Genomic DNA, 17,312 nt, shown 5'->3' with positions numbered 1-17,312 from the left:
AAAGAAGGTGTCCCAAAAGTATTTCCTTTCGGGGCACCCTCTCAAAACAGTCACTTATTTACCATTCACACGCGCCATTATTCGATGACATGGATCCAGCCTTCCGGTGCCTCAATACGTCCCATCTGGATACCTGTCAGTGTCTCATACAGCTTCTTCGTCACAGGGCCCATCTCGTTCATGCCGCTGGGCAGGCAGATCTCCTTGCCGTGGTCAACAATCTTGCCCACAGGGGAGATGACAGCTGCGGTTCCGCACAGACCACACTCTGCGAAATCCTTCACCTCAGAGAAATAAACCTCTCTCTCCTCTACCTCCAATCCCAGATATTCCTTGGCAACATATGCCAGAGAACGACGGGTAACGGACGGCAGGATGCTGGTGGACTTCGGAATCACCACCTTGTTGTCCTTGGTTACAAACAGGATGTTGGCGCCGCCGGTCTCCTCGATCTTTGTTCTGGTGGCAGCATCCAGGTAAATGTTCTCATCAAAGCCATTGGCATGGGCGGTTACGATGGCATGTAAGCTCATGGCATAGTTCAGGCCGGCCTTGATATCACCGGTGCCGTGCGGTGCTGCACGGTCGAAATCGCTGACACACAGCGTCAGCGGATGTGCGCCGCCCTTGAAGTAAGGGCCAACCGGTGTTGCAAACATACGGAACTGGTACTCATCAGACGGTTTTACGCCGATGACCGGTCCGATACCGAACATGTAAGGGCGGATATATAAAGTAGCGCCTGATCCGTACGGCGGTACATATGCTGCATTGGCAGCAACCACCTGCTCTACGGCCTTCACAAAACGCTCTTTGGGGAATACCGGCATCTCAAGCCTTCTTGCAGAATCCTCCATACGGGCACCGTTCAGGTCAGGACGGAAAGTTACAATGTGTCCATCCTCTGTGGTGTATGCCTTCAGGCCCTCAAAACAGGTCTGTGCATACTGCAGGACACCTGCGCACTCACTCATCACAATGTTGGCTTCCTCTGTGAGGCCGCCCTCATCCCATGCTCCGTTCTTGTAGTTGGAAACGTATCTCTTGTCTGTCTGGATGTAACCGAAACCAAGGTTGCCCCAGTCGATATTCTTCTTTTCCATAATGATTCTCCTATCCGGCTGCCGGAAAGCAGTCTTATGTCTTATGTTTTTATGGGTATTATAGCACTGCTCTATGAAAACGGAAAGTATTTTTTTGACGATTTACCCGCGATTTCCATATTGTGTTTAAAACAGGAATATGCACATGCTTTCAGGCAAGTGCTTTTTTCCCTGTATATAACTGATAATACCGCCCCTTCTGCTCCAGCAGCTGATCATGAGTACCCCGTTCAATAATACGCCCCTGCTCCAGTACCATAATGCAGTCACTGTTACGCACTGTGGAAAGGCGATGGGCAATAACGAAGGTCGTCCGGCCGTGCATGAGCCGATCCATACCCTCCTGGACAATCTTCTCCGTTCTGGTATCAATAGAGCTGGTTGCTTCATCCAGGATCAGCACCGGCGGATCGGCAATCGCTGCCCGGGCGATGGCAAGAAGCTGCCGCTGCCCCTGGCTTAAATTGGCGCCGTCTCCGGTCAGCAGCGTATGGTATCCCTCCGGCAGACGTTTGATAAATCCATCTGCATTGGCCAGACGGGCCGCTGCGTATACCTCCTCATCGGTGGCATCCAGCTTACCGTAACGGATATTTTCCATCACCGTTCCGGTAAACAGATGGGTATCCTGAAGGACAATCCCCAGAGAACGGCGAAGATCAGCTTTCTTAATCTTATTAATATTAATCCCGTCATACCGGATCTTTCCGTCCTGAATATCATAGAAGCGGTTGATCAGATTGGTGATTGTTGTCTTACCGGCACCGGTAGAACCGACAAATGCGATCTTCTGTCCGGGCTGGGCATACATATCAATGTTGTGCAGCACAATCTTATCCTCTGTATAGCCAAAATCCACATCATCAAAAACCACATCTCCCGCCAGCTTCTTATAATCTGTGGTATCTGTATCTTTATGGTAATGCTTCCATGCCCAGACACCGGTACGTTCTTTTGTTTCCTTCAGTACACCGTTTTCTTCTTTTGCATTAACCAGTGTCACATACCCTTCATCTGTCTCCGGCTGTTCATCCAGCAGACGGAATACGCGATCTGCACCGGCCAGTGCCATGATCGCACTGTTCAGCTGCATACTTACCTGGTTGATCGGCATATTGATGCTTTTATTAAAAGTCAGAAAACTGGCCAGCCTTCCCAGCGTGAACCCGCCGACCCCTCTCAGTGCCAGAATTCCTCCCACGATAGCACAGAGTACATAGCTGATATTGCCGATCTGTCCATTTACCGGCATCAGGATATTGGCAAACTTATTCGCATTGTCCGCACTCTCAAACAGCTGATCGTTTCTTTTTCTGAATTCTTCCCGGCTCTTTTCCTCATGGCAAAATACCTTGACCACCTTCTGCCCTTCCATCATTTCTTCAATATAACCATTCAGGGAACCAATGTTCTTCTGCTGGGCTATAAAGTATTTGGAACTCTTTGCAGAAATCCGTTTTGTCACCTGCAGCATCAGGAAAATCATCAATACCGTCAGTACCGTCAGCGGAATATTCAGCATGATCATGCTGACAAATACACTGACGATCATAATGGCACTGGAAAACAGCTGCGGGATACTCTGGCTGATCATCTGCCGCAGGGTATCAATATCATTCGTATAAATAGACATAATATTACCATGGGAATGCGTATCAAAATATCGGATGGGCAGACTTTCCATATGCGTAAACAGATCATCACGCAGCCTTTTCAACGTTCCCTGGCTCACATTGACCAGTATCCGGTTATAAACAAATGTAGATACAATACCGACCGCATAAAAGCCTCCTACCCGGATGATCGCATGCAGCAGTCCGGAGAAATCCGGATTGTCGGAACCCAACAGCGGCAAAATATAGTCATCGATCAGCGTCTGCATAAACATGGTTCCCTGTACATTGGCCAGTACACTGATAAAAATGCCAATCAGTACCAGAACGCAGTGCGGTGCATAGTTTTTCAGAATATAGGCCAGCAGACGTCTCAGCAGCTTCCCGGGATGATCTACCTTCGGCCGTTTCCCCATTGGTCTTCTTCCGGGGCCGCCCTTAAATACCTTTGCGTTTTCTTCTGCCATTATGCCTCGCCTCCATTCTCATCAAAATCACCGTTACCGCCGGTCTGGGATTCATACACATCCCGGTAAATGGCATTGGTTGCCAGCAGCTCCTCATGGGTGCCGTAACCATCCACCTGGCCTTCATTCAGCACAAGAATATGGTCCGCATCCTGTACACTGGAGATCCGCTGGGCAATGATCAGTTTGGTCGTATGAGGGATATCCTCCCGCAGGGCTTTTCTGATCTTACTGTCTGTTGCCGTGTCTACCGCGCTGGTACTGTCATCCAGGATCAGCACCTTCGGTTTCTTCAGCAGTGCCCGGGCAATACACAGCCGCTGCTTCTGTCCGCCGGATACGTTAGAACCGCCCTGTTCAATATAGGTATTATATTTTTCCGGCATCTTCTCAATAAATTCATCCGCACAGGCCAGTCGGCATGCATTCCTGCATTCCTCCTCCGTGGCATGCTCATCACCCCAGCGAAGGTTGTCCAGAATCGTACCGGAGAACAGCACGTTCTTCTGCAATACAACAGATACCTGATTTCGCAGTGCCTCCATGTCGTACTCCCTGACATTGCGTCCCCCTACCAGTACTTCACCTGCAGTCACATCGTACAGTCGGCTGATCAGATTTACCAGACTGGTCTTGGCACTTCCGGTGCCGCCAATGATGCCAACAGTCTCTCCTGCTGCAATCTGCAGACTGATATCCTTCAGGACAGGTTCCCCGCCCTCTTCTGCCTGATAGGCAAAATCCACATGGCGAAACTCGATGCTTCCATCCCTGACTTCTTCCACCGGCGCTTCCGGATTGGTCAGACCCGATCTCTCGTTGAGCACCTCACAGATACGTTCTGCACTGGCAGAACTCATCGTCAGCATAACGAATACCATGGAAAGCATCATCAGGCTCATCAGGATATTCATACAATATGCCAGAAGGCTCATCAGATCTCCGGTCGTCAGCGTGCTTCCGACGATCATCTTTGCTCCCAGCCAGCTGATCCCCAGGATACAGCTGTATACCGTAAACTGCATCAACGGTGCATTCAGAGTCAGCACCTTTTCTGCGCCCACAAACATTTTGTAAAGGTTTGCAGTGGCTTTTGTGAAGCGTTCCTTCTCATAATCCTCCCGCACATACGCTTTTACCACGCGGATGGCAGAAACATTCTCCTGTACACTGGCATTCAAATCATCATATTTACGAAAGACCTGTCGGAAATATTTCGTCGCATGAGACATGATCAGGAACAGGCAGAAGCCCAGCACCACCACGGCCACCAGATAAATACTTGCCAGACGGGCATTGATGGAAAATGCCATGATCATAGCGATAATCAGACTCGCCGGTGCACGCATGCACATCCGGAGCAGCATCTGATATGCATTCTGCAGGTTCGTCACATCTGTCGTCAGACGGGTTACCAGTCCGGCGGTACTGAACTTATCCAGATTGGAAAAAGAAAAGGTCTGAATATTGTCATACATGGCCTGGCGTAAATTCCTTGCGAAACCCGCAGATGCCCGGGCACCGTATTTTCCTCCCATAACGCCTGCAAAAAGGCCGATACATGCTGCGATCACCATCGCGATTCCTACCATATAAATATGATGGATATCTCCGGCCTCCACGCCGTCATCAATAATAGATGCCATCATCAGAGGGATCACCATCTCCATGATCACTTCCAGAATCATGAAGCACGGTGTCAGGATGGAATCCTTCTTAAATTCTTTGATCTGTGCTGCCAGTGTTTTGATCATTGGCGGTCACACTCCTTTCTGTCACTTCTTTGTATGTCAGTTTCCCGGGAACAGGATGAAATTTCACAGCCGGAAGGCGCGCCTTCTGCATCAAACAAAACACCCATCCGACACAGGATCTGGCGGATATTTCCCTTCATTTTCCTTGCTGTCCGAAGAAACTGTTCTGTCTCTTCCGGATCCAGCGTTCCTTTTAGTTCCTCATTCATCTGACAGATGAGGGCTTCCTTTTCCCAGTGAAGCCGCAGCCCTTCCTCCGTCAGAACCAGCTTCTTCAGTCTGGCATCCTCCGGCACACTCTCCCGGCGGATATACCCTTTACTCTCCATACGCTTCAGTATATTCGTCACGGTAGACCGGGAGATGGAAAACTTCTTCTCCAGATCCTTCTGATAGATTTCCTTCTCCCGGTTGTCATACAGATAACCGATAATCCAGCCATGCATCATCGTCAGCTCATCCATTCCTGCTTTGGCAGAATAGGCCAGCAGCATACGGAACAGCAAATTATCCAATGTCCTGACTTCGTAGCCAATCGTATCCGAACCAATCAAACACAGCACCTCCTGTTCTCTTCTTTCATCTATCGCCGTTTTTTTGTTACATAGCGAATTGTTTTATAGCGAACTTTATAGATATGCTGTTAATCCTACTTCTTTTTTTTTAAATGTCAATGCTTTTTTCAAAATATCACTTCAAAAATCGTACCGCCGGCAGGATTGTCCTTCACCGTGATATTTCCTTCATGCACACTTACGATTTCACGGACAAGTGCCAGTCCGAGTCCTACCCCTCCAAGCGCTCTGCTTCTGGATTTATCCACGCGAAAAAAAGGATCAAATACTCTCGGTTTCAGTTCTTCGGGAATGCCGTTTCCCGTATCCTGAACCGTAAGTGTAAGGTGCCGGTTATCCTGTTGCGCAGTCACTGTGACCCGTCCGCCCATATGGTTATATTTTATGGCATTTTCCACCAGATTATATACCAGTCTGTAAATCAGGATATCACTTCCCTGCATGGTTACATCCCCGCATTTTCCGATAAGTTCTATCTGTTTACTCTGTGCCAGAGGAGAAAGGTCTGCAAGCACTTCCTCAACAAGTGCATCCAGCGCAATCGTATCATTTCTTTCAACAGTCTGAAGCTCACTCATATCAAGAAGTGTCTTTACCATTCTGGCAAGTCTTTCATTCTGTTCCGTAACCATTTCTATCGTCTTTTCCGTACATGCATCATTGTCCGGATGTTCCATGGAATGATACAAATCAAGCTGGACCTGCACTACCGACAGCGGTGTGCGAAGCTCATGCGCCGCATTTGCGGTAAATTGTCTCTGCACTGCAAATGCTTCTGACAGACGTTCCAGCATCTTGTTATAGGAAACACTGAGCTGGTTCAATTCCCTCACTGCATGCTCTTCTATCCTTGAATCTGCCAGATTCTGTGCCTGCACCTCTTCAATTTTATCTGAAAATTCCCTGAGCGGCCGGAGTGCACGCCCGCTGATAAAATAAGTAACAACACCTCCGAGAATCGCCAGAAGTCCCGAGAATACAAGACTTCTTTTTCTGTAATCTTCCTTATTATTGTATACCTGAATTGAAAAATCATTTGCAAAATCATTCCATGTATCGTCCGGGATACGGATATATAATTCATCGGCGCCTCTTCCATTGTCCTCTCCGCCTTGCGCTTCCACCGCATCCTGCAGGGAATCGATGTAATAAACACCATTCTTGTAAAGAAACAATGTGAGACATCCGCATATGATCGCAATAAATAATGTCGTGATTATCGTCAGTCTCCACTGCAGCGACATTTTTCTCACCCTTCAGCCACCTCCCGTATCTTATAACCTTCACCGACCCTGTTCAGAATCGGATCATATCCAAGCACTGCCTTCAGTTTTCTTCTGAGCGAGGACATGTGTACCCTGATAGCTCCGCTGAAGCTGTCCGCCGATGCATCCCATACATGCTCCATCAGTTCTTCCTGGCTGACAGGTCTTCCCTGATTCAGAAGCAGGTATTCCAAAATCCCGTTTTCTTTTCTGGTCAGAGACACCGGTTCTCCCTTTGCATATGCTTCACGCTTTCTGGTGTCAAATCTGATCTCCCCACAGTTCAGACAAATGTCATTCTGTACAAATTTACGTCGTGTCAGACTTCTGATACGTGCCTCCAGCTCCTGCAGATGGAAGGGCTTTTCCATATAATCATTTGCTCCTGCATCTAACCCTTCCACTTTATCCGCAATCTGGCTTCTGGCAGACAGAATAAGAACCTTTGTCTCTTCGTCTGTCTGCCTCAGTTCCCTTAAAATATCCATCCCGTCGGTTCCAGGCAGATTCAGATCAAGCACAATCAAATCATAATCCTCTGACAGAATATAATCCAGCGCTTCATCTCCATCATAGCAGGTATCCACCTCATAGCCTGCCTCAAACAGACTTTGGGCCACCGCATCACATAGTTCTTTCTCATCTTCAACAATTAACAGTCTCAAAATATCTTCTCCGTTTCCTTAACAAAGATTTCACATCGTCTATTGTATAATACAAGAGTCAACAGGTCAACAAAGACAACGATTGCTGAAGGAAGGCAAACGAAAGGAGGGACAGGTATGTTGCGTTACCGGAAATTATCACAGTTTGTTTTACTCGCTGCCGGTGTAATTATGATAGCATACGGTGCAGTCAGAGGAGAAACTGCAATTGTACTTGGCAAAGCGATCAAATTATGTCTGGAGTGTGTGGGAATTGGATAAAAAAACAAATATACTTTCTAAAAAAACAGCCCGGCTGCGCGGATGGATACAGGCGGTTGCCACACTGCTTACCAATATTCATATTCCCAATTTCTGGAAAGGGAAAATATATCAGGGCAACACCAAAACCATATGTGTACCCGGATTAAACTGCTATTCGTGTCCTGCAGCTGCCGGTTCCTGTCCGATCGGTGCTTTTCAGGCTGTCGTCGGCTCATCACGGTTTCAGTTCGCTTATTATATCACAGGATTTTTTATTTTACTCGGTGTCACACTGGGACGGTTTATATGTGGTTTCCTCTGTCCTTTTGGCTGGTTTCAGGATATACTCCATAAGATTCCGGGGAAAAAATTTTCCACAGCAAAGCTTAAGCCCTTAAGATATCTCAAATATATGATCCTGATTATTTTCGTTATTCTGCTTCCGGTGCTTGTGACAAATTCCATCGGAATGGGAGATCCGTTCTTCTGCAAATATATTTGTCCACAGGGTGTTCTGGAAGGTGCCATTCCTCTGGCACTTGGTAATTCTGCCATTCGTACAGCACTCGGCAGACTGTTTTCTTTCAAATGCATGATACTGATCACCGTGATTGTTCTGAGCATTCTTTTTTACAGACCTTTCTGTAAATGGATCTGTCCGCTTGGCGCAATCTACTCCCTGTTTAATAAGGTATCTCTTCTCAGCATTCAGGTAGAAAAAGACAAGTGTATCGGATGTCAGCAGTGTATAAAAGTATGCCAGATGGATGTCAATGTCCTGAAGGCACCAAATCATCCGGAATGTATCCGCTGCGGTGTCTGTATGAAAGCATGCCCCAAAGATGCCATCCATTATCAGTTTATGGGAAAATAACCATTTATATTACTGAACAGAAAGGAAGAATTTTAACATGAAAACAAAGAAATACCTCATCACAATGCTCACACTCTGCGCAGCATTATCTCTTACCGCATGCAACGGAACAGCTCCCACAGCGAAGGAACCTGTACAAAATACAGGCGAAGCAGATTCAACTCTGGATGATTTATATCAGCAGGAGAACCAGCTTTTTGCAGATCACAAAGAGGTATGGGACAAGGTTTTTGGCATGATGACCAAAGGAGATACGGATTCAGACGAAAACTATGCGGATTATCTTGCAAATACAGTTGCATCCAATAAAGAGAATTTTACGGATGACGAACTTTCAACGCTTACCAAAGACATTGAGACCCTTCGGGAAATTGAGGAACAGATCGCCAAAATAGAGAAGTCATCATCAGAAGCTGCAGATACCGACAGCGTTTCAGACAATACGGCCACTTTCAAAAATCTCTCCGGAAAGGATTTTGACGGTAATGATATTGACAACAGTCTTTTCTCCAAAAATGCCGTAACAGTTATGAATTTCTGGTTCACCGGCTGCAAACCCTGTGTTGCCGAGTTATTCAAACTTGACGAACTGAACAATGCCATCAAAACAATGGGTGGGGAAGTGATCGGTATCAACACGGAGACCTTCGATAATAACAAGGATGCCATTGAAGAGGCAAAAGAAATACTGGAAAGCCAGGGCGCAAAATACTGTAATCTTTCCCTTGACTCGGATTCAGATGTCGGCCAGTATGCCGCAAATATCATGGCATTTCCCACTACGATCCTGGTAGACCGGAATGGAAATATTATCGGAGATCCCCTGCTCGGCGGCATTGATCAGCAGGATAATTACGATGCTCTCATGAAGCAGATTGAATCGGTAATCGCAGCTGACAATTCCGGGCAATAAACTGTTCTCCGTCAGGTAGAAAAATTCCGTAGACTTCTCGTAGACTTTCGCCTGGTATCGGTACGTAGACTCGATATAAGCAAAAAGAATAGAGAGCTTTTCGTTTTATCTAAAAGCTCTCTATTCTCTATAAATCAAGGTTTCTCTTAGAACTTACCGGCGTTTGCCGCTTCCTCTACAGCAACCGCAACAGCTACCGTAGCACCAACCATCGGGTTATTTCCCATGCCGATCAGGCCCATCATCTCTACGTGAGCCGGTACGGAAGAGGATCCTGCGAACTGTGCATCAGAATGCATACGTCCCATGGTATCTGTCATACCGTAGGAAGCCGGTCCTGCTGCCATGTTGTCCGGATGAAGGGTACGGCCTGTGCCGCCGCCGGATGCAACAGAGAAGTACTTCTTGCCCTGCTCGATGCACTCCTTCTTGTAGGTACCTGCTACCGGATGCTGGAAACGGGTCGGGTTGGTGGAGTTACCGGTGATGGAAACGTCAACACCCTCCTTGTGCATGATGGCAACGCCCTCGGTAACATCGTTGGCACCGTAGCAGTTTACCTTTGCACGAAGGCCGTCGGAGTAGGATTTGCGGAATACTTCCTTTACCTCTCCTGTATAGTAGTTCATCTCTGTCTCAACATAGGTAAAGCCGTTGATACGGGAAATGATCTGTGCAGCGTCTTTTCCAAGACCGTTCAGGATGACACGAAGGGGTTTCTTACGAACCTTGTTTGCCTTCTCAGCGATACCGATGGCACCCTCTGCAGCTGCAAAGGACTCATGACCTGCCAGGAAACAGAAGCAGTCTGTGGTCTCCTCCAGCAGCATCTTGCCCAGGTTACCATGACCAAGGCCAACCTTTCTCTGGTCAGCAACGGAGCCCGGGATACAGAAAGCCTGCAGGCCCTCGCCGATGGCTGCAGCAGCCTCGGAAGCCTTGCGGCAGTTCTTCTTGATTGCGATGGCAGCGCCTACGGTGTAAGCCCAGCATGCGTTCTCGAAGCAGATCGGCTGGATTGCCTTTACCTGTGCATATACGTCCAGGCCGGCATCTTTGGTGATCTTCTCTGCCTCTTCGATGGAAGCGATGCCGTAGCTGTTCAGCACGCCGTTGATTTTATCTATTCTTCTTTCATAGGATTCAAATAAAGCCATTCTTCCTTACCTCCTCAATTATTCTTCTCTCGGGTCAATGATCTTCACTGCATCAGCCACACGGCCATACTGGCCTTTTGCCTTCTCCCATGCGGTGTTCGGGTCGTCGCCCTTCTTGATGAAGTCTGTCATCTTTCCAAGAGAAACAAACTGATAGCCGATGATCTGATCGTCTGCATCCAGTGCAATACCGGTTACATAACCCTCAGTCATCTCGAGGTAACGGGGGCCTTTCTTAAGGGTACCGTACATGGTTCCAACCTGGGAACGAAGTCCCTTACCAAGGTCCTCAAGGCCTGCGCCGATCGGAAGTCCTTCCTCAGAAAATGCACTCTGGGTACGGCCATATACGATCTGCAGGAACAGCTCTCTCATAGCGGTGTTAATTGCGTCACAAACAAGGTCTGTGTTCAGCGCCTCCAGGATGGTTCTTCCCGGCAGTATCTCTGCTGCCATAGCTGCGGAATGGGTCATACCGGAACATCCGATGGTCTCAACGAGTGCTTCCTGGATGATGCCCTCCTTCACGTTCAGTGTCAGCTTACAGCATCCCTGCTGCGGTGCACACCAGCCGATTCCGTGTGTCAGACCGGAGATATCAGCGACATCTTTTGCCTTTACCCATTTGGCTTCTTCCGGGATCGGAGCAGCACCATGCGCAACGCCCTGTGCTACTGTACACATGTTCTCTACTTCCTGTGAATAAATCATGTTAAAACTCCTTCCATATGTAAGTTTAATAAATACCGGGGTGCCCTTCCCCGGGAGCATCTGCTCTAACCACCTTGTATTTTCTCACAAACGGAGGAGTTCGTCCAGTCCTTTTGACATTTTTCTGTCAAAATTCCTTTTTCTCATAGATGGCCACCGAAATTTTGTAGGAAATCACGAAGGCAGCCGCCAGAAATACCAGTGCAGCCGCGCCAATGGCAGGCAGCATCTGCAGTGCCGGTGCCGCCAGCGTTTTCAGCTCAGGGAAAAGATGCAGAACCGAACCGATCACCGCTGCGCCGCCTACCATCACACCCATCATCACATATCGGGCTTTATCCGCGCTCAGACGATAGGCGAACGGAATGCTGATGGTATAGGACAGCATATAGAAAAGGAACACCGTTACCGTGGTGAGCACTGAATCTGCCAGGGAATTTTCCCGGAAAACCAGGCACAGCACCACATTGGATGCGATGCCAAGGGCGAAGGACGCAAGGCCGATGAGCACCAGGATCACGTACCGGGCCTTCACCACATCTTTTCGAAGCAGCGGCATGGTCAGGGCGTACTGATCCCAGTGATTTTTCTCGTCCACAAACAGGCAGCTCTGCACCATGTTCAGGCTCAGAAAAATCAACATAAAACCTACCATGGAAGTGGATTTTGTCATAGCGCTGAATACGCCGATAAACAGCACCACGATTACCACCTGCCGCAGATATAACAGCATACTGTAAAAATCTTTTCTCATCAGTCCGATCATAACTGTTCCCCCTTCACCAAAAACAACATGATATCCTCCAGCTTCACCGGATCCACCACCGCCTCCGGATACTGTGCTTCAAAGGAATGCCGGTCTCTCAGCAGAATTTCCCGGCCAAAGACATGCTCCCGGCTGGCCAGAAAGGCCGGGCAGTCCATATCCCGGAAATCGTCCCGGCCGCATTTTAATATGCCGCAGCCGGAAAGCAGCACATCCTTTTCCTCCTGAAAAACCATTCTGCCGTCTTTCATAAACGCCACATAGTCCGCGATCTTCTCCAGATCGCTGGTGATATGGCTGGACATGAGGATCGTGTGCCCTTCCTCCTCCATAAATTCCTGAAACAGCTCCAGGATCTCCTCCCGCACCACCGGATCCAGGCCGCCGGTGGCTTCATCCAGAAGTAGGAAATCAGCATGATGGGACAGCGACGCCGCGATCGAAAGCTTCATCTTCATGCCCCGGGAGTATTCCTTCACCTTTTTGTCCGTGGGAATGGAAAACCGGTGCAGCAGCTGCGCAAAGGTATCCGGCTCCCAGCGGCTGTAAATATCCTGCAAAATCCTGCCGATCTGTTTTGCCGACAGCTCTTCCGGAAAACTGCTGCTGTCAAACACCACGCCAAACCGCTCTTTCACCGCCCGGTCGTTCGCCGCCAGCGGCTTTCCATCCAGCAGGATCTCTCCTTCCTCCGTCCGGATGAGCCCCAGCGCTGCCTTCATGAGCGTTGTTTTTCCGGCGCCGTTCTCCCCGATGAGACCGGTGACATATCCCTTGGGCACCACAAAATCCACATGATCCAGCGTGAAATTCTCATACCGTTTCGTTACCTGCCGCATTTCCAGCATAGCATCCATATCCATATCGCCATCTCCCACCACAGTCTCATTTCCAGAACGCGAAGCAGCTGTTCCCATATCCATTGCCACATTCATCTCTACTCCTCCTCATACAGCATGCGGAGCACCTCCACAAGCTCTTCTATGTCAATTCCGCCAAGCCTTGCCGCCCGTACCGCCTGGGTCAGATGCGCTTCCGCCGTCCGAAGCTGTTCTTCCCGCAAAAATTCACTGTCCGTGCTCGCCACAAAGCTTCCCTTGCCCACCACCGTGGTGATGAAGCCGTCCCGCTCCAGATCCTCATACGCCCGCTTGGTGGTGATCACGCTGATGTGCAGATCCTTCGCCAGCAGACGCATGGACGGCAGCGCGTCGCCCTCCTTTAGCTCTCCCTGCATGATCTTCTGCTTGATCTGGGACGTGATCTGTTCATAAATCGGTTTTCCCGAAGAATTGCTGATAATGATATCCATAGCCTCACCTCGATCTGTTGATCATTTGCTTTATATTGTATATATGTATTATATATATTTATATACGATATGTCAATTCTTTTATGTGAAAAGGGCAAAAAAATACCCCGGAGAAAAATCTCCGGGGGTGGTATCTTCCTATCATCAATCTGTCCAGCCATTAGTGAATGCCGTATTCCTTCAGCAACTGATCCCGGAATGCCGGATCATCCAAAGCACGCTGCGCATCTGCAACACGCTGATCTTTCAGAAGATGTCTTGTTAATTCTTTCTCTCGTTCCGTATTTTCCTGCTCATCCTGACGCCCCTGCTCATACATCATCTGATCATGTTCAAACCATTTCATATATCGTAATGAAACCTCCCCGTCCCGCTTGACCTGATCCACCATCTGCTGGATGTCTCTCAGGTCTTCATTGATCGCATTGTTCTGGTTCGTGTTCTCCATATAGCTGAGCAGCTGACGTAAACTTTCCGAGATATTTCCTTTTTTGCCCCGGGTATACAGCACCCAGGTTTCCGCATCATCCTCATACGGCAGCTCCGGCTCTTCCAGACATCTGTTCTTTATCGTATATAATGCCCGATCATAGCCGAAAGGATCATAATCACAGATAAAGATCACATACACCTTTTTCATCTTGCCAAAATGCTCTCCGGCTTTCAGGCTTCTTCTGTCGATCATGGCATGATAAAACCTGGCCCGCTTTGGAAATGCTTTGATCTCCGCAGTTTTATGGTTGTGATCCGGCTCCACGTCATAGATGGTTGGAATTTCGTCCCCATTGATCTGCACGCTTCCGTCTTCCTCGATATAGACATCCAGTCTGGCACCGCGAAGATCGGTATTCGAACCCGCAAACGATTCCTGTGCACGGATTTTCAGATGCGGAAATTTCCGATCAAACAATGTTTCCAACAGTTTGCGGATAAAAGCTTCCCCCGTATCCGGATACGCCAGCATGGCGTTAAAAAGGAAATCATCCAACAGGTTCAATTCTTCCAGCTTTCTTCTTTGCATTCACAGTTTTCTCCTACTGATGGCAGAGAAAAATGGAATACGTGCACTCAAAGCCGCTGCATGCATGCCCGCTTTCACTCTCTCCGCCATATTTTTTGTTTTCGCATATGGGGATTGAGTGACCGAACGGCCAAGAACTTTCCCAGATATGTAATTGTAGTGTAGCAAATACCGATGTTTCTGTCAATGATTATCCATGCAATGATTGTTTGATTTTTTTCATACACCAGAGACAGGTAGGCACGATGTAGACGCAGGCTGCCAGCCATGCCGTCTGATCCGCAAAGCAGATGGCAGTATAGCCGAAGGTGCCGACAAAGCCCAGGCTGACCACGGTTCTGCCCACCATCTCCGTGGCACCGGCAAACACGGCCCGACCGGAATAGCCAAGCCCCTGGACAATCATCCGCACAACGATGAGCAGGCCCACGGCCCAGAGGAAATAGCCCAGGCAGCGCAGGTATTTGGCCGATGCATCCAGCACTTCTGCTGCATCCGCGCTGACAAAGATCATGGAAAGGGTCCTTCCGGCGAAGATCATCACCAGACCGGCCACCACACCGTAGCCCACAGCCGCCACCACGCTCTCCCTTGCGCCCTGACGGATCCGGTCAAGCTTTCCTGCGCCCAGATTCTGGCTGCAAAATACGGAAGCCGCCGTACCGATGGCGTCAAAGGGACACATGGCAAACTGTTTGATGCGCATGCCGGCGGTAAAGCCCGGCACATAAGCGCCGCCCAGGCCGTTGTTGGCAGACTGCATGACCATACTGCCAACGGCGGTGATGGAAAACTGCAGTCCGGTGGGGATGCCCATTTTCAGCAGTTCTCCGGCCACGCTTCCCTGGAGCTGCCGGTTTTCCTTATGGAACCGCAGCAGCTTCATTTTTCGGACGATAAAAATCAGACAGAGAATGCCGCTGGCCGCCTGGGCGGTGATGGTGGCAATGGCTGCTCCGGCGCAGCCCCAGTGCAGCACCACAATGCAGAACAGATCCAGGAAAATATTGGATACTGCGGAAAACGCCAGGAACAGAAACGGCGTCCGACTGTCTCCCAGGGAACGCAGCACACTGGAGAGATAATTATACATCAGTGTAAAAGGCAGACCTGCAAAAATCACAATGAGATACGCATAGGCGTTGTCATAAATGTCTGCCTGTACAGAAAGAATATGTAAAATCCACGGACAAAGCGTCGTACAGGCTGTGGTGATGCCCACCGCAATGCCCGCTGTCAACAGCGCCCCATGAAACACGTAGGTGCGCATTTTTTCCAGATCTTCGGCGCCAAAATATTTGGCAATGGGAACCCCGAAGCCCACGCAGCTTCCCATGCAGAAGCCCAGCACGAGAAACTGCACGCTGCTGCTGGCTCCCACACTGGCCAGGGCATCACTGCCCAGCACCTGCCCCACAATGGACGCATCGATAATATTATACGTCTGCTGCAGCAGGTTTCCCGCCAGCAGCGGCAGTGCAAACGAAAGCATCAGCTTCAGCGGACTGCCCTTTGTCATGGATGTAGACATGTTTTCACCTCATATCATTTCATTGCCGGTTTTTACGGCTACCGTTTATTTTACCACCAATGCCCTGCCCCGGCAATGAACCGTTTTGCTCCGCATTGTTCATTAACGAATGGTTTCGCTGTGGTTCAGCACCGACACACTGTACAGAAACAGCACGTCCTGCCCGTCAAAAGTGACAAACCGATCCAAAAGCTCCGGGGAAATATAACGAATGTCGATGAGCGTAATCTTCGCATACCCCTCGGCCAGCAGCGGCGCGATGCTGCTGCCAAAGGAATCCCGAAACAGCAATAGCTCCCGGTCAGAGGAAGCCGCCGGATTCGTTATCGTCAGCAGTGCCCTGGAACCGCCCAGAAACAGGGCGTAGGGATCCCGCCCTGCCGCCTGGGAAAGATCATAGACCGGGATCTCCTTCTGCGCCTCATAATCCCACACAGTACAGCCGGAAAGCCATTCGCTGTCCAGATAATACAGGAGATCCGGCGCCAGCGACAATGCAGTCTGACCACAATAAACACCATAGAAGGCATCGGAAGCTTTTTCTGTCGTATAACCACCATCCTCCGCTGGCACATCTGCTTCCTGAAGCGCTGTGTCTTTTGTATCCCCGCCATCCATTGCCGCAGAAATCACAGGATCTGTCGGATTTCCGGAATCTTCTTTCATCTTCTGTAACAACAACCTTGCTACAGGCACGATTTTCTCCTGCCGCCAGTGAATGTCCGTGGCATAGTAATCCTCCATGGATAGCGCCGGGAACAGATCGATATACGACGCATAGAGCATCTGTCCGGTAAGAAGATCGGTCAGCTTTTCCTCATCCATGGCCGGTGCCCCGTGCTTCCCGGCCAGGAAATATCCCTTGTCCGGCACCACCGACACATAAACCGCACTTCCCATATCCGCCAGATACCGGTCATACACATAGGAAAAACGGGCCGCCGCGTGGAACACCGATGCCTCATCCAGCGGATATTCGATTTTGGCCGCATAACCATCTTCTATATAAATACCGTTGTCATCCCGCAGGCGGAACACCAACCGGTTCGTCCAGGCCCGCACCCGGCGGAACCATTCCCGGAAGGGGAACTGATCCTGGCTGTAGCTGTCAAAGGCTTCTGAAAAGCTTTTGTCCAGCACCAAGGAAACGCTTACTGTCGGAAGCTGTGCCAGGCTACGCCGCTCCGTCAGAGATATCTGCTGATCCGGCAGCAGGATGCCTGTCACCGCAAGCCCCGCCACCAGCAGGATGACCGCCGCCAGCAGAAGGCAGTTTTTTCGTTTTTCTGACATACGGACACCTCCTTTTCCTCTCTTTCATACCCATCATCGATAGCTTTCT

17 protein-coding genes are annotated in these 17,312 nt (G+C 49.3%); 3 read left to right on the top strand and 14 right to left on the bottom strand.

The features are described 5' to 3' along the window. Window positions 1–77: 77 nt before the first annotated feature. The 6 genes from RJD28_09280 to RJD28_09255 form a co-directional block, all read right to left on the bottom strand. Complete coding sequence (locus tag RJD28_09280) at window positions 78–1,103, bottom strand: branched-chain amino acid aminotransferase (GenBank protein WNV56562.1); 1,026 nt, start codon at window positions 1,101–1,103, stop codon at window positions 78–80. Window positions 1,104–1,254: 151 nt separating this feature from the next. Beyond that, window positions 1,255–3,183, bottom strand: a complete 1,929-nt coding sequence (locus RJD28_09275; GenBank protein WNV56561.1) for an ABC transporter ATP-binding protein — start codon at window positions 3,181–3,183, stop codon at window positions 1,255–1,257. Continuing rightward, window positions 3,183–4,937 carry an ABC transporter ATP-binding protein gene (locus RJD28_09270; protein ID WNV56560.1) on the bottom strand — a complete coding sequence of 585 codons (1,755 nt, stop codon included), beginning with the start codon at window positions 4,935–4,937 and terminating at the stop codon, window positions 3,183–3,185. The genes RJD28_09275 and RJD28_09270 overlap by 1 nt, the downstream gene beginning before the upstream one ends. Then, the gene (locus RJD28_09265) at window positions 4,934–5,491 is read right to left on the bottom strand and encodes a MarR family transcriptional regulator (protein WNV56559.1); all 558 of its coding nucleotides are present in this window, start codon (window positions 5,489–5,491) and stop codon (window positions 4,934–4,936) included. The genes RJD28_09270 and RJD28_09265 overlap by 4 nt, the downstream gene beginning before the upstream one ends. A gap of 128 nt (window positions 5,492–5,619) precedes the next feature. Then, window positions 5,620–6,765 (bottom strand): HAMP domain-containing sensor histidine kinase, encoded by a 1,146-nt coding sequence (locus RJD28_09260; GenBank protein WNV56558.1) that lies wholly within the window; start codon window positions 6,763–6,765, stop codon window positions 5,620–5,622. After that, window positions 6,762–7,442 (bottom strand): response regulator transcription factor, encoded by a 681-nt coding sequence (locus RJD28_09255; GenBank protein ID WNV56557.1) that lies wholly within the window; start codon window positions 7,440–7,442, stop codon window positions 6,762–6,764. The genes RJD28_09260 and RJD28_09255 overlap by 4 nt, the downstream gene beginning before the upstream one ends. 117 nt (window positions 7,443–7,559) lie before the next feature. Between RJD28_09255 and RJD28_09250 the strand changes: the two genes are divergently transcribed. The 3 genes from RJD28_09250 to RJD28_09240 are packed head-to-tail and all read left to right on the top strand — an operon-like array spanning window position 7,560 to window position 9,472. Further along, window positions 7,560–7,703, top strand: coding sequence for a CD1871A family CXXC motif-containing protein (locus RJD28_09250; GenBank protein ID WNV56556.1), 144 nt, complete (start codon window positions 7,560–7,562; stop codon window positions 7,701–7,703). Beyond that, a complete protein-coding gene (locus tag RJD28_09245; GenBank protein WNV56555.1) occupies window positions 7,696–8,559 on the top strand; it encodes a 4Fe-4S binding protein in 864 nt (287 codons plus the stop codon). Before RJD28_09250 ends, RJD28_09245 begins: the two co-directional genes overlap by 8 nt. A 37-nt stretch (window positions 8,560–8,596) precedes the next feature. Beyond that, complete coding sequence (locus RJD28_09240) at window positions 8,597–9,472, top strand: TlpA disulfide reductase family protein (protein WNV56554.1); 876 nt, start codon at window positions 8,597–8,599, stop codon at window positions 9,470–9,472. A 146-nt stretch (window positions 9,473–9,618) separates the two neighbouring features. Here the strand turns inward: RJD28_09240 and RJD28_09235 are convergent, their stop codons facing one another. From RJD28_09235 to RJD28_09200, 8 genes are all read right to left on the bottom strand, one after another. Continuing rightward, complete coding sequence (locus RJD28_09235; protein ID WNV56553.1) at window positions 9,619–10,629, bottom strand: GGGtGRT protein; 1,011 nt, start codon at window positions 10,627–10,629, stop codon at window positions 9,619–9,621. Window positions 10,630–10,647: 18 nt separating this feature from the next. Continuing rightward, a complete protein-coding gene (locus RJD28_09230; protein WNV56552.1) occupies window positions 10,648–11,340 on the bottom strand; it encodes a hypothetical protein in 693 nt (230 codons plus the stop codon). A 127-nt stretch (window positions 11,341–11,467) separates the two neighbouring features. After that, window positions 11,468–12,106 (bottom strand): ABC-2 transporter permease, encoded by a 639-nt coding sequence (locus tag RJD28_09225; GenBank protein ID WNV56551.1) that lies wholly within the window; start codon window positions 12,104–12,106, stop codon window positions 11,468–11,470. Next, window positions 12,103–13,041 carry an ABC transporter ATP-binding protein gene (locus tag RJD28_09220; protein ID WNV56550.1) on the bottom strand — a complete coding sequence of 313 codons (939 nt, stop codon included), beginning with the start codon at window positions 13,039–13,041 and terminating at the stop codon, window positions 12,103–12,105. Before RJD28_09220 ends, RJD28_09225 begins: the two co-directional genes overlap by 4 nt. A 2-nt stretch (window positions 13,042–13,043) precedes the next feature. Then, window positions 13,044–13,418, bottom strand: coding sequence for a GntR family transcriptional regulator (locus RJD28_09215; GenBank protein ID WNV56549.1), 375 nt, complete (start codon window positions 13,416–13,418; stop codon window positions 13,044–13,046). 160 nt (window positions 13,419–13,578) lie between these two features. After that, window positions 13,579–14,439 (bottom strand): Rpn family recombination-promoting nuclease/putative transposase, encoded by an 861-nt coding sequence (locus RJD28_09210; protein ID WNV56548.1) that lies wholly within the window; start codon window positions 14,437–14,439, stop codon window positions 13,579–13,581. A gap of 190 nt (window positions 14,440–14,629) precedes the next feature. Then, complete coding sequence (locus RJD28_09205) at window positions 14,630–15,970, bottom strand: MATE family efflux transporter (GenBank protein WNV56547.1); 1,341 nt, start codon at window positions 15,968–15,970, stop codon at window positions 14,630–14,632. Window positions 15,971–16,072: 102 nt separating this feature from the next. Further along, on the bottom strand, window positions 16,073–17,263 hold the full coding sequence (locus RJD28_09200) for a hypothetical protein (protein ID WNV56546.1): 1,191 nt from the start codon (window positions 17,261–17,263) through the stop codon (window positions 16,073–16,075). Between the last annotated feature and the right edge of the window lie 49 nt (window positions 17,264–17,312).

This window comes from Oscillospiraceae bacterium NTUH-002-81 (assembly GCA_032620915.1).
Taxonomy (GTDB): Bacteria; Bacillota; Clostridia; order Lachnospirales; family Lachnospiraceae; genus JAGTTR01.
Note: the sequence above shows the minus strand (reverse complement) of the source record. Positions and strands in the feature narration are given on the sequence as shown.

What these genes read in the sequence shown, in the direction of transcription:
- RJD28_09280 (WNV56562.1), bottom strand. Translation starts at nt 1,103, where the DNA reads ATGGAAAAGAAGAATATCGACTGGGGCAACCTTGGTTTCGGTTACATC.
- RJD28_09275 (WNV56561.1), bottom strand. Translation starts at nt 3,183, where the DNA reads ATGGCAGAAGAAAACGCAAAGGTATTTAAGGGCGGCCCCGGAAGAAGA.
- RJD28_09270 (WNV56560.1), bottom strand. Translation starts at nt 4,937, where the DNA reads ATGATCAAAACACTGGCAGCACAGATCAAAGAATTTAAGAAGGATTCC.
- RJD28_09250 (WNV56556.1), top strand. Translation starts at nt 7,560, where the DNA reads ATGTTGCGTTACCGGAAATTATCACAGTTTGTTTTACTCGCTGCCGGT.
- RJD28_09240 (WNV56554.1), top strand. Translation starts at nt 8,597, where the DNA reads ATGAAAACAAAGAAATACCTCATCACAATGCTCACACTCTGCGCAGCA.
- RJD28_09235 (WNV56553.1), bottom strand. Translation starts at nt 10,629, where the DNA reads ATGGCTTTATTTGAATCCTATGAAAGAAGAATAGATAAAATCAACGGC.
- RJD28_09230 (WNV56552.1), bottom strand. Translation starts at nt 11,340, where the DNA reads ATGATTTATTCACAGGAAGTAGAGAACATGTGTACAGTAGCACAGGGC.
- RJD28_09225 (WNV56551.1), bottom strand. Translation starts at nt 12,106, where the DNA reads ATGATCGGACTGATGAGAAAAGATTTTTACAGTATGCTGTTATATCTG.
- RJD28_09220 (WNV56550.1), bottom strand. Translation starts at nt 13,041, where the DNA reads ATGAATGTGGCAATGGATATGGGAACAGCTGCTTCGCGTTCTGGAAAT.
- RJD28_09215 (WNV56549.1), bottom strand. Translation starts at nt 13,418, where the DNA reads ATGGATATCATTATCAGCAATTCTTCGGGAAAACCGATTTATGAACAG.
- RJD28_09210 (WNV56548.1), bottom strand. Translation starts at nt 14,439, where the DNA reads ATGCAAAGAAGAAAGCTGGAAGAATTGAACCTGTTGGATGATTTCCTT.
- RJD28_09205 (WNV56547.1), bottom strand. Translation starts at nt 15,970, where the DNA reads ATGTCTACATCCATGACAAAGGGCAGTCCGCTGAAGCTGATGCTTTCG.
- RJD28_09200 (WNV56546.1), bottom strand. Translation starts at nt 17,263, where the DNA reads ATGTCAGAAAAACGAAAAAACTGCCTTCTGCTGGCGGCGGTCATCCTG.